Below are 12,996 nucleotides of genomic sequence, written 5' to 3'. Positions count from 1 at the left end.
CAGCTAACCGCTGCCGGCGAAACTCCCCGCTCCGCCTGCCGCACTGCATTCGTCACAGCGACTGCATCAGTGCATGGGTCACTACCGACTAAGCAGAAAGCTTGCCATCTCGCCAAATTCCTCTGATTTCAGTCCCTTGGCCGCTGCCGCAGGCGTTTGCACGAAAAACGCCCGACGGTTACGCACAACAACGGTGCGCTGCCGTCCGTCCGCTTGCGCGAAAAGCGTGCATCCGGGCCTGCGTCAATGACTATAGACACTGCGTGATACACTGCGCGCCACTGTTTACAGGACACATTCCATGCTCGCGCCCAAAGACTTCCTCGACGCCCTGAGCGGCACTGCCTCTCGCCTGTTCAGCGGCGACACCCCGCTGCCAAAAGCCGAAATCGAAAGCCAGTTCAAGATGCTGCTGCAAAGTGCTTTCAGCAAACTGGATCTGGTGAGCCGTGAAGAATTCGATAGCCAGATGGTCGTCCTGGCTCGAACTCGCGCCCGCCTTGAAAGCCTTGAAGCCAAAGTCGCAGAACTGGAAGCCAGGCTGACGCCGCCGGCCGAGTAAGACTGCAGCCCCTGGGCCGAGACGCCTTCAAGTTTGCGAGTAGACATTAAACCGCCCCCGCCGAGGCAGGAGCGGTTTCCGTCAGATCAATCCTCTACAACGAATTATTCCAACGGTCTCGCAGAAACTCGTACAGGCGAAAAGCCCATAACGCGATTCTGACGAGGCGCCACATATGTTTAAGAAACTTAGACATACTTTGGCCCTCCTTGCGTGGGGCCAAACCTCCGATGCACTTTCCGGCGTACGAACACCTTCGGGACTACACGTGAGTGTGTCCGCCAAGGCGGCCGGGTGTGGGTTCCCCGAATACAACACCGGCACGGGTCTCACACCGTGTCGAGGAACATGAAGTCTTTGCGCTCCCGGCCACACTTCGCGAATACCTCATGAGTGGGCATCGTCATTGCGGACTTTATGACAGACCTTAGAAAGCGACTTAAACAACTTGTATCAAGTCGTTAGGATGCGCTAGCAACAGGACCGTTGCCCCCCTTCAAGTCCATCTGATACTTGCGCCAATGAGCAAACATGCATAACCTGATCGCACGTGAGTGTGTCCGCAAAGGATACGCAGGCCTTGGCCTCACCGATGCCTGCAAACTGAAAACCGTCTACTCAAGGCGGTTTTTTTTCGCCTCGAAATTGGTTGACCTCCTCCCGCAACATCCAGTGAAAGTTCGCGCCCGCCAGCTCCCCTTTCCCCGACTACCCTTCAAAAACCCGCAGGAAGCGGCCCCCGATTCAGCTCAAGGAACGACCATGTCCCTGTCCATCGTCCACAGTCGCGCCCAGATAGGCGTGGATGCACCTGCCGTTACCGTCGAAGTCCATCTGGCCAACGGCCTGCCGTCGCTGACCATGGTCGGCCTGCCCGAGGCGGCGGTGAAGGAGAGCAAGGATCGGGTGCGCAGCGCGATCATCAATTCCGGGCTGCAGTTTCCGGCGCGGCGGATCACCCTGAATCTGGCGCCGGCGGATTTGCCCAAGGATGGCGGGCGGTTTGATCTCGCGATTGCCTTGGGGATTCTGTCGGCAAGTGTGCAGGTGCCGTGTCTCACGCTGGATGAGGTGGAATGCCTCGGTGAACTGGCGCTGTCCGGCGCGGTGCGGCCGGTGCGCGGGGTGTTGCCAGCGGCGCTGGCGGCGCGCAAGGCCGGGCGGGCACTGGTGGTGCCGCGGGCGAATGCCGAGGAGGCCTGTCTGGCTTCGGGCCTGAAAGTGTTTGCGGTGGATCATCTGCTGGAAGCCGTGGCGCATTTCAACGGACATACTCCGGTCGAGCCTTATGTCTCGGACGGGCTGATCCACGCGGCGAAACCTTATCCCAACCTCAATGAGGTGCAAGGACAGATGGCCGCGAAACGGGCTCTGCTGATTGCGGCGGCGGGCGCACACAACCTGCTGTTCAGCGGGCCGCCGGGCACTGGCAAAACGTTGTTGGCGAGTCGCTTGCCAGGCCTGCTGCCGCCCCTGTCCGAATCCGAAGCGCTGGAAGTGGCGGCGATTCAATCGGTCGCCAGCGGTGTGCCGCTGACTCATTGGCCGCAGCGTCCATTCCGTCAACCGCACCATTCTGCATCGGGGCCGGCGCTGGTCGGTGGCAGCTCGAAACCACAACCTGGCGAAATCACCCTCGCTCACCACGGCGTGCTGTTTCTCGACGAGCTCGTGTTTTGACTTTTTAGGTTTGGCTGTCAAAAATCGAATTTTGACCGTCAGATCAAGGGTTTACCATGACATTTCCGTCCGTAGAATCGTTGCCAATCTTCTCAAATGGGGTCCATTATGATCACTATCCGTATGAGCAGCTGAATGAATACCAAAGGGCAATATTTACCGACGCAACGTCGAGCCGTGGTCGGCTATGTTCATCCGTGAAGCAGATTACGCTTAAAAGTTTTGAGTGCTACCTCCAGATAACCCGTCAGCTGGCAACTCCGCGATCGCAATCGAAATTCCGAAAAGTGGCGGAAGGCTTCCTAGGTTTTTTATACTCAGAAAAACATATTGAAACGACTCCGCAACTTCGCACCCAACGAGCGAGGTTTTTCATATCAATAATTCCTTTCCTATCAGAGAAATACCCCATCAAGAAAGATTATTCATTCCCCTTGACTATCGAAGCAATAAACAAATACATAAGTGTGCTGAATAGCTTAGAACAATGCCCCAGAAAAATAGAATATTGGCGAGGGTGGCCGTTGCTAAATGTTTCTGGAGGGACGCATTTTCTTCCCTTATGGGCATTTTACCGAAAGCTTGGTGCCGACTTTACAAGGAAACTCTATTCTGAAACTCAGATTTTCCTATCAGGAAGGCGTTATCGAGCAATGCCATTGCTATCGAATTTAGGACATTTTATAGAGACTCAACCATCAGATATCACACCTACACACTTAAGTTCAGACGTGTTCATGAGCGAATTCTGGGATCGTTTTGTGAAGTATTACGTTACAACAGCATATGATAGCGGAAAAGGCCAGAAACTAAGCACCATCGCATCGGCCTGGAATGTACAATTCTCAGCTTTTGTGCGCAACCAACTCATTCCAGCATCTCTACTAAGTGGGGGGTATGCTGGATTACCCGTGTTACCAAAGAGACTTTATACCGATGCGGCTTCAAGAATCAGCACTGGAAATGATGGAACACTCGTTCATTCAAAATTATTGCACGATATTCCACTAGAGATTACCGACCAAGCGGCTATCTACCACATCTTTGACAGCCTACACTCATCAATGAACGACTTAACATCCTGGGCTAAAGCTGAAGTCGCAGATCTAGATGCCAGACTAAATCGTCGACTGCGAGAAGCACCGAATGGAACACTGCGCTGGATCGGTGGATCTGGAGAAAACGAGGGAGGCCAAATTCAATGGATGAGAGATCGCAAGAATCCCGCGTGCTTTGCTAATGCAGCACGAAATATCGAAGAGCACTCCTATTCATATATAATGGAGCGAGCTGTCCAAATTTTTGCTTCGCCATTTTCAGAAACAGCATATGAGCTAGGGTTAGCAACAACAGGCTCATTGTACCCACACTGCCTACTACTCGTAAGTATGTATCCAAAAATCACCGTTGGCTTCTTGGAAAACTTGGAGATATATGATGAGCATGGGAAAAAAATCGGTTTCATTCCAACCGACAACGGGTATCAATTAGTTGGGTACAAACTCCGTAGAGGGCACCGTGAAGCTGAGCAGGTTATTAGCCTTTGCGAGTACGGTGCATATCTTGTTCAACAAATAATCGACGTCACCGACTACGGCAGACGATACCTGCAATCTACTGGAGATGATAATTACAGATACTTATTATTATCCGCAGTTAGAAGCTTCGGCAAATTTCAACGACCAAAGTTAGCTTCGGTTACCACATCACCCATCCCAATAGAAAGACTCGTATCCGGCTTAAAAAAATACACGAACTTAAATCATGCTGAAGCTACGTACCTCGCACAACGCGCTAATCTCTCCACAATTCGCGCGACCGCTGGAGTAATTATCTATTTAGAATCAAAAAGCGCAAAAAAAATGTCCGAAGCTCTTGGCCATAAATCATTTGATCCATCGTTGTTAGCTCGCTATCTCCCAGCACCCATTTGGGATTTCTTTCAGGATCGATGGATTAGAATTTTTCAAGCAGGAATAATTATCGAAGCGATGAATGGGAGCCCATACAAACTGAAGGCTTCAGGTTTTGACAGCTTAGAGCAGGTAGAGGAGTTTTTATTAAACCACTCGATAAAACTCCCCCCTGAGGAATCAACCACTCGCTTTAGCGAGGCGCAGCCCGACAGCTCTATATTGGTATCATTGAATGAACAAATTTTTGAAGAACTATTAAAGCTTAATGATTCAAAGTACAAATCTAGCAGCCATTTACAATCAAGTCTTTGGAGAGATCTCAGCTCTAAAATTATCACTCACGTTGACTCATGCCTTAGTGATCGACCAGACATTCAGCTTGCACTCTCTAACGCTAAAAACAAACTAGGGATAACCACTTAAATGAGCGCGAACGAAAACATTCACGCATTGGCCTTTCTGGAAGAAATGTTCCCCTCTCAGAAAACTCGGTTTGAAAGCGAATGGTTGACCTCGGACTTTGATTCCAATACATGGTGCTTTGATTTCGCGCGCGGGCATAGATTTTGTATAAATTTCAACTTAGAGCTCGAGGACGGGTCTAAACTTTCCGACCCCAAAAACAAAAAATTACTGCAATTGTTCAAAAACTGGATAACCGTTCAGAATACCCAAAATTTAAATCAAGGGGTAAAACCAGGCAGTATCACCGCGTACGCTAACACGCGAAGAGCGATAAACATCATTGACTACCTTTTGCTGAACAGTTCGCGCCTTAAGCTCGCCAGCCATGGATTGAATCTTCTAACAGAAAACGATGTCGCATCGTTTTTTTATCAGTTGTCGAGTTCGGAGAAAATTGCCGAAGGGGTCTATAACTGGCGGCAAACCGTGGTCGATTTCCTAAGAAGATCCAGTGAGTGTAGCGATCAGATTGTTTTACGTTTCGCTGAAGAAAATCCCGATCTCTATTTTTTAATGATTCAAAATGAAACAGCGTATGGCCTTTCGCCTAGCGAAACTCTTAAAGTCAAAATATGGCTACACGAGAACGATTATTACAATCCCATTCTTAGCTCAGGGTACAGGTTATCGGTAAACATCACCCGACTGGCATCACAAATCTATAAAAACACCCTTGTGGGGGGAGCTATAAAAAGTGCTTTACCTGAGCTAAATCTGGCTCCTTATCCAGGGATGACAACTGAGTACAATGTAGTTAGCGTTCGCGCGGCAAATGAAGATACGATGTCAGATCGACAGTTTACCAAATATTATGCAACTTTTATGGCGATAAACAAACTTCCAGAATTAGGAATTGAAATTCCCAGTCATGCTTTTACTACGCTCAGTTTGAGTTCTTTGAAAGCGCACCTAAATTTAGCGCAAACCATGCGGTTTAAGACATTGAGGCCGAGCATCCTATTACCCGCTCTGCAGAAGGCTATCGATTTTATTTACGAGTACGGGATGACATTTTCCAATCTGCTTCTGCTGTTATTGCTGCTCAAGCAAAGTATGGTGAGAGCGTAAATGATCCGGATTCGGATTGGTGGGTTCGCAAAGCTATCGCACCTCGTTTAGCTGAATTAGGAGTACAGTGCTGGAGTCTCAGCTCCAAGATGCTGGCTGGCAAAAAACTTTCTAAAGAACTTAGAGAAAACAAAGTTCAGGAATACTTTAAGAGACTTCGCAATAACGAGGGGCTGTGGGAACTGCTACGAGTATATTATGGCGCAGCGCAATTAATCATCGGATTACTGATGGCGCGGCGCCAATCGGAACTTACAAGCCTGATGCCGTTTGAGTGCCTTGATGAATCAAAGCGCAATTTAGTTTTTTTTAACGCAAAGTCCGGATTTTTATCCAATAAACAAGTTTTAAAGAGACCCATTCCAAGTATCGGGGTTCACATTATTGAAACCTTGGAAAACTTCCAAAGCCTGCTGCTCAAAAATAAATTAATCACTGAACGTACTTATTTGTTCGCCCCACCTGACAGATATGCAAAAGGACTAAAAAAGAGCTTACATTCGCCCGCATACAATAGAAGCATTGATTTTTTCTGCGACTATATTGAGGTACCTCGAAACAGCGAAGGATCAAGATTTTATTTTCGCCAGCACCAACTCAGGCGCGGCTTTTCGATGATATTTTTTTGGGGCAATTCGTTTGGTGGTCTTGACACATTACGATGGTTCTTGGGCCATGCGGATCTTGAGCACCTCTATCATTACATTACTGAAGCGACTCCTGGAGAAGTACTTCGCGGAGTAAAAGCAGCTTACCTAGCAGACTCCTTAGCGGCTGGCGACAAAGAGGTATCCAATGAACTCGCGGAAGCTCTATTTTCACATTTTGGAACATCTGAATTCACCATATTGGATTCTCAAGAAGTAGAAATCTACTTGGAAATGCTAATCGAAAACCACTCGCTGACCGTCGAGCCGCATTTTATTAAAGTAGACGACGTAACTACCTATAGACTTGTAACAAAGCTGATAAAATCAATATGAGCAAAAAACTTCATTCGACAATCAACCTCTACGATTTACTTCTCGATATTGCCTCTCATCCACACAAATACCGAGAGTCATCAACAGGAGCTTTCTTAAAATCACAAGGCTCATTATCTGGATACTCAGCTCCGGATAATAATATCTATCCATGCTCTTTAAACACGTTGAAAACCCGTGCGGATTGCTTCCTTGCAGGAGGCTTTGAGGCTATGGACCATGCAAGAATTTCGGCATTAAAATCATTTTCGCCAGTAAAGGCTGTTATTTCTGCTCAAGACAAACCTAGAACGCTAAAAGATGACGTCATTGCCCTCAAAAGAGAAATACAGTTTCTCAACGAAGAAATCCTTTGCTACACCATCGCATTAGAAACAAGCATGGAACAGGCGAGAGCGTACGCCAAGAAGACAAACAATATAGTAAATGTTCAGCTCTGCGAAAAACAACAATCAGAAATTTATGCGCTATTGAAACATCCCAGGGCCACTGCCAATGACTAAACTTTATCGTTTGACTTCAGAGCGCTTTCAGTTGCCCTTAGCACTACTTTCCGATCAAACTTATATTTTCAACTCAGCTTCATACATCCCAATGCTTCGTTATCCTAACGGCACATGGTGCCACTATTCTAATTGTTACATGCATTCTCTTTATAAAAAAGGATTGTCGCGTAACAACAAAGGCGGAACATTAAAAACCTATGCAGGTAATATAAGCCATTTACTACGTTTTTGTTCGGATAACGCTATTGATGTTGCGCAAATGACCGATAGCCTTTTTATACTATTCATGCAGACGTTGCTTAACGACAAGAAATCATTGTCTACGACACACGCACTTCGGTCGACAACTTCAATACTTACGATAGGGAAGAACTGTATCGACTTACTGGCCTATATCGGAAAGATCACCGGTAGAGATGAGTTTGTCGGTAAAGATGGAGTGATCAAAGCTGAAAAAAGAAAAACTGAAATAGATATCGGGAAGGGAAGAAAGCGCATCACCAAATATTATTGGCATCACCGTTCATTTCCTGAACCATCTCCTGATAAGAAAAGATTCCCGATTACTGAGGCTCATTCTAATGCCATTATCGACGCGGCCGCTGGTACTGAGGACCTATTTCTCAGAAAGCGTAGATTCGTCATGCTTAAACTACTTGCCCATACTGGTTGCCGACGTTCTGAACTGGTTTCGATAACGACGCATGATGTATATGCAGCACTTCATGAGCCAACCATCGGCTTAAAATTGATGACGGCGAAAAAGCGCGGAAACTCAATCCATCATCGATACTTGCCCATCTCAATTCCGGATTTGAAATTCATCGTTTCTTATATTGAATTTAACCGACTCCCAAAAATTAAATCTCTGGGAGTTAAGGACGATGGCTTGCTGTTTATCAGTGCACGTACTGGAAAGGGCCTTATGCCAAATACGATCACACAAGAGATCTCAGAGCTGGCAGGACTAGCTGGCATCAATGAGCGCTTATCTCCGCACATGTACAGACATCGCTTCATCACTCAATATTTCATAAAATTGATTATTCAGCATGACTTTAACAACTCAGATGAGTTCAGGAACTTACTAATCAACACTGAATCCTTCAAACGTGAGGTGCAACAATGGACAGGTCACACAAACATTAATTCTTTAGATAACTACATACATCTTGCTTTCTCAGATATATCCAACAGAAAAGAAGTTGTGGAGGCGGCAATCCGCAGCGAGCACCTTTCATCGTTACTACAAACTGTCAAAATGGCCCAAGCAGAAATAAAAGCGGGATTTTCCTCATCATCAGTTAATGAGCTGCTGAATACGATATCCGAATATCTAAATGAGCTTCAGCACTCGGCCTAACAAGCGTTATTTGGAACTACCAACCTCTTACTAGCACACCAAAATCAAGAGCAAATGAGATCAGGGCCGATATTGTCGAGTGGCCGTTCACGTACATTGCACAGCGATTAGCTTATCCGAATCGCTTCCCCCCCCTCGTTAACCATTGGCGTAAAATTCGCTAAAGTCGCATGCCGGCCCTGAGGCTGGAGAGAATTGTCAGGCCTCCTTATCTTCTGCAGATATGTATTTAGGCGAATGTTTGCTTGCACCAGCCAGGCCTCCAACTGGCTCAAAATCTCGGTCATAGCTTGCTGCGCGTTCCAAGAATCTGCTCTGTTTGAGAGACCGCTTTTCCAGAACAGAGCGGGCTATCCGCCTGTATTCGACAATCTGCTTAAGCTTTAAAAGTATCTTCTTTGGTCTTCTCATGATGATCCTGGGGGTATCGATGTAGGCGTTTATGGAACGACTTGCTATAGACGATGCGAATTGCAATCAGCATGCCTATCATGCGCCACAGCAGCCTTGGAGACATTCCCTGAGCGGTTTATCAGCCTTGAGGAGCCTTATGCATAGTCCAAATCTTTCTGAACTACTTGCTCAAGTAACAGAGATCGTTCAACACGCAGGCGCTCTCCTCGCGGCCGAGTGGAGTCTTCCAGAGGGACCTCGAGGCATTGGTGACAAGGCCGCGATCGATGTCGAAATCGAATGTTTTTTGCGGCCAGAACTTCTCAGCGTGTTCGACTGCGATTTTTGGGGCGAAGAGACCGGGCACGTTCTGACAGGGCAGTCGTGGTGTTGGGTTGTAGACCCTAACGATGGCACCAGTGATTTTTTGAATGGCATGAAGGGATCAGCGATATCAGTGGGGCTACTGCATAACACCACTCCCGTGATGGGGGTCGTATACGCACCAGTGACTTCTGAGGGGCGCCCCGACTGCATCGGTTGGGCTGAGGGCACCCCCCATTTGATTCGCAACGGTCGAGCAGTGTCTGTACGCCTCGAGAATAAACAGCTTTCGAATCAGAGCACGATCATGGTGAGTGCAGCAGCGGTGACAAAGCCAGAACTCAATCGTGAACTGTGTGCTCCAGGACATTTCCATGCAATGCCATCGATCGCGTACAGACTGGCAAGAGTGGCTGCGGGTGACGGAATTTGCGGCATCTCTCTCTACGCTGTTTCAGCGCATGATGTTGTGGCTGGTCATGCGCTGTTGAGAGGTGCCGGAGGCGTCTTACTGGATGAAAATGGGTCCGAGATTCGCTATGCGACAGAGGCACAGATGACGGCAGTTTCGCAACGCTGCTTTGGTGGATCACCCTCAGCATGTCGCGAGTTGAAAGCTCGTGAATGGAATCTGGTGCTCGGGGGTTTTAACGCTATTGATTAGAAACCTGACGATTGACCATCAGGATCGGTCAAAACCATGCTCTACGCGAGTAATTGAACTCCACGGGGTCACCCAATCGTGCCACACAGGACGGGGAACTCTCCGAGCGGTATATGTCCAGTTATACGTGAACTAGGCGACGAGCTTCAGATGAGGAAACATGGCCACAAAATCGTCTGGGATAGTGGCAAGTATGGCCGTCACTTTCTCTTTTGGAAGGCTGGTGGCCAGCATTGCTTCGAGTCTTTCAACACGTTGGCTTATTGAGACCGCACGATCCCACTGAATTGCGTATTTCTTTGCTGCGACCTTCTGCTCGATGAGCACCAAGTTGCGACTACTGTCGTAGGTGTACCGCATCGCCACTTTCACAGGACAGCCGTCTTCATCGGACTCGAGAAAGGTGATCTCAAATACCACACCATTCGATGTCTTACGTGATGTTGATTCGACGTAGGCATTTTCGAACAGGTTGTCGATGAGGTCACTAGGCTGTACGCCTCGGCTGAAATGGAGAGTCGTCAGCTCGTCAACGAGTAATTTGATAGATTCGAGGCTCATCTCAGCATTTTCCTCAGCTCAGCGATGACTACTTCCACGTGCGCGATCGACTCGGAAAGCGAGGTATTATCACGCTCAGCTACCTTGCCGTACTTCTTAGCCAGCTTGGTGTTGATAAAGTTCACCAGTATACCGTCGTTGGGCGTATTCGGCTTTGCCATCGGAACGTGGGCTGCGAATTTCCGATAGAGCGTAGAGCTTTTCTCGTCGATTCCTAGGTCACTGAGCAGCGTGGCAACTTCATCTTGGGCTTTTTTTGTAAGGATCTCTCGAAGCTGCTTCCGCGCGATCTCTGGTCGCTTTTCCATGAGGGTAGGGTCGATGACTTGGGCGGCTTTCTTCATCTCAGCGTTGCGGATGACGTTCGTCAACTGTGCAAGCACGTCAGCGTCGTAACCCTCTATACCTGGCAACTCTTTAACTTTCTGGGCCGCAAAAGCATCGATTTCAGCTCGCTTATCAGAGAAAATCTTGTTGAAGTCCAGGTCTTCCAAATAGGAATCTTGATCACTTACAAAAGCTTCGGAGGAACCTACCCCCGCCAGGGACTCCTCTTTTCGATCGTATTCCTGGTCAGTAATTATGTATTCCTTGGTGCGTTGATGTTTTGCTCGATCCACCTCCTTTTGAAACGAGCTCCACATCGCATCCAGGCCGGTTTCCTCGTGGTAGATCACAACAGCGTTGTTATCAATCTCGAACGCTGTGATCTCCTCTTTAGGAATTGCGCGTAGCACCCGGCCGACGATTTGAGCAAAAGCATTCAGGCTTCGATAGGGTCGAAAAAGTGCGAGAACCGTAAGGTATCTATGATCATATCCTTCCATCAGCATGTTCACGGAGATGACCACGTCGCACTGATTGTTATCGATCGTTCTGAAAGCGGCATCGATGTCCGGCTGCTCCATGTAGCTATGAACAATCGCCGCTCTCAGATTTTTGGCCTCGTACCAAGTACGCAAATCCTCGGCATGGGCAATACTGCAGCCCACAGCGAGGATTTTGTGAGGCACTTCAGGTGACGCTTTCTTCAGTTCGGTAAGGTTGTAAATGCTCTGGTTAATCACGTCCAGTGAGCATTCCTTGGACAATGCAACGCTGCGCTGGACCCATTCAGGGTCTTTGAAACCAAGTACTTCCTCCTTTGACAGCTTAACGCCTGGCTGATCAGCCAATGTGAAATAGAGCTCGTGAGCATTGACCGTTTCTTTTCTGAGCCATTTGACGTAGCGGTCTCTCATCACCTCAGACAGCGGCGTTGTGTGAATCAGCTTTCCGGGCACTTCCTGGTTGTCACCACGAAATGGGGTTCCAGTTACAAAAAGCTTTTTAGCCTTGGCGAAGTAGCCAAGTGTCTTTTGCCAAGTTTCAGCCGGCGCATGATGCCCTTCATCGACGATGATCAGGTCAAAGAAGTCAGGTGGGACTCGCTTGGTCAGGCACGTAGAGCGGTCGCTGTGAATTTGCTGAATATTGGAGTAAACGATGTGGCTTTGCTCCAGGCTGCGCTGGAGCGTCAGTGAGCTGAATTCGCAGGTGACGGGCAGGTCATTTCCGCTGAAGATTACATCAAAGTTAATCCAGAAATTGTCCTCGAGCAGGTCCTGAGTCTTCCTGATGCTCTGCTTGGTCACAAGGCCAGGGGTGATGATCAAGACACGCCCTTTCGCCAATCCATATGGCACGATGGAAATCAGCCCTGACTTGCCCGTGCCTGTAGGCAGCACGATCAGCGCATCCTGGTCAGGGTCGCTCGCAAAATGCTCTTGAGCCTTGATATAGGCCTCAATTTGAGGCGTCCGCAGCTTACTGTTGCCTAAAATATTAACGGCAGTGTCGGTAAAGTAATTCATGAAAAACTCTCTGGCGTTTTTCTATCATCCACGCCAAAACCGCCGCTCAAACGAGCAGCATGCACTTGCGCAGATTTCGATAGAAAGGGCACTGTCGTCAGCAACGGATCCGGGGCGGGCATCGAAATATCCTTATTTCTTCATCAGCTGGATCAACCAAGGTGGTGTAGCTGAACACGCTTTTTATCATAATAGCCCAATGACATTGCTCAAGGTGCCTGAAATTTCGCGCCTGTTCATGCCGACTCTACCGAAGACAATTTCACCCGGTCGATCCAGCCCTTGAGCATGGCCGGGGCGAAGAACCAGAAGATCAGGAAGTTGAGGATCAGCAGGTCGGCCCACAACAGCTTATCCAGTTCAGCTTGGATATCCGCCGCCAGCGATTGGCTTTTCACCCCCAGGCGTTGCTCCAGCGCATACATTAGGTATTCGGGATTTTCCCGATTAGAAAAGTCGTCTCGCGCTGGCCCCCGGGTTCCAGTTCATTTTGTACACGATGAGTGTTAGGGAGATAAATCATCTCACCGGTCACGCCAGCGAATGCATCTATTGCTCATTTTTTGCATTTATTACTATAAAGCACTGGGCCCGTCGGTCAGTCATCAGTCACTAGGCTGGAAAGCCCATAAAACAAGGCTTATAGTTACGTAGTCTG

At 48.3% G+C, this 12,996-nt stretch carries 9 protein-coding genes and 2 pseudogenes; 8 read left to right on the top strand and 3 right to left on the bottom strand.

Features of this window, described 5'->3' with window-relative positions; genetic code table 11:
- The first annotated feature begins 301 nt into the window (after window positions 1–301).
- The 8 genes and pseudogenes from KVQ82_RS01855 (at window position 302) to KVQ82_RS01825 (ending at window position 9,924) form a co-directional block, all read left to right on the top strand.
- Window positions 302–562 (top strand): accessory factor UbiK family protein, encoded by a 261-nt coding sequence (locus KVQ82_RS01855; RefSeq protein ID WP_041071977.1) that lies wholly within the window; start codon window positions 302–304, stop codon window positions 560–562.
- Window positions 563–1,324: 762 nt separating this feature from the next.
- Window positions 1,325–2,233 (top strand): annotated as a pseudogene (locus KVQ82_RS01850) (YifB family Mg chelatase-like AAA ATPase); the annotation flags it as partial.
- A 65-nt stretch (window positions 2,234–2,298) separates the two neighbouring features.
- A complete protein-coding gene (locus tag KVQ82_RS01845; RefSeq protein WP_222017762.1) occupies window positions 2,299–4,581 on the top strand; it encodes a hypothetical protein in 2,283 nt (760 codons plus the stop codon).
- Complete coding sequence (locus KVQ82_RS31480) at window positions 4,582–5,691, top strand: hypothetical protein (RefSeq protein ID WP_260687923.1); 1,110 nt, start codon at window positions 4,582–4,584, stop codon at window positions 5,689–5,691.
- Between the two features lie 89 nt (window positions 5,692–5,780).
- Window positions 5,781–6,674, top strand: coding sequence for a hypothetical protein (locus KVQ82_RS31475; protein WP_260687921.1), 894 nt, complete (start codon window positions 5,781–5,783; stop codon window positions 6,672–6,674).
- On the top strand, window positions 6,671–7,177 hold the full coding sequence (locus KVQ82_RS01835) for a hypothetical protein (protein ID WP_222017759.1): 507 nt from the start codon (window positions 6,671–6,673) through the stop codon (window positions 7,175–7,177). The genes KVQ82_RS31475 and KVQ82_RS01835 overlap by 4 nt, the downstream gene beginning before the upstream one ends.
- On the top strand, window positions 7,170–8,543 hold the full coding sequence (locus tag KVQ82_RS01830) for a tyrosine-type recombinase/integrase (RefSeq protein WP_260687920.1): 1,374 nt from the start codon (window positions 7,170–7,172) through the stop codon (window positions 8,541–8,543). Before KVQ82_RS01835 ends, KVQ82_RS01830 begins: the two co-directional genes overlap by 8 nt.
- A 550-nt stretch (window positions 8,544–9,093) precedes the next feature.
- Window positions 9,094–9,924 carry an inositol monophosphatase family protein gene (locus KVQ82_RS01825; RefSeq protein WP_222017757.1) on the top strand — a complete coding sequence of 277 codons (831 nt, stop codon included), beginning with the start codon at window positions 9,094–9,096 and terminating at the stop codon, window positions 9,922–9,924.
- 132 nt (window positions 9,925–10,056) lie between these two features.
- On the opposite strand, the gene KVQ82_RS01820 is transcribed toward KVQ82_RS01825, so the two are convergent.
- The 3 genes and pseudogenes from KVQ82_RS01820 to KVQ82_RS01810 all read right to left on the bottom strand — a co-directional run.
- On the bottom strand, window positions 10,057–10,485 hold the full coding sequence (locus KVQ82_RS01820) for a hypothetical protein (protein WP_222017755.1): 429 nt from the start codon (window positions 10,483–10,485) through the stop codon (window positions 10,057–10,059).
- Window positions 10,482–12,338 (bottom strand): DEAD/DEAH box helicase, encoded by a 1,857-nt coding sequence (locus KVQ82_RS01815; RefSeq protein WP_222017753.1) that lies wholly within the window; start codon window positions 12,336–12,338, stop codon window positions 10,482–10,484. The genes KVQ82_RS01820 and KVQ82_RS01815 overlap by 4 nt, the downstream gene beginning before the upstream one ends.
- 254 nt (window positions 12,339–12,592) lie before the next feature.
- Window positions 12,593–12,836: pseudogene (locus KVQ82_RS01810) on the bottom strand (NAD(P)H-dependent oxidoreductase); the annotation flags it as partial.
- Window positions 12,837–12,996 lie beyond the last annotated feature (160 nt).

It is taken from the genome of Pseudomonas sp. AO-1, from assembly GCF_019775695.1.
Classification (GTDB): Bacteria; Pseudomonadota; Gammaproteobacteria; order Pseudomonadales; family Pseudomonadaceae; genus Aquipseudomonas; species Aquipseudomonas parakoreensis.
This window is presented reverse-complemented; position numbering and strand designations above follow the sequence as displayed.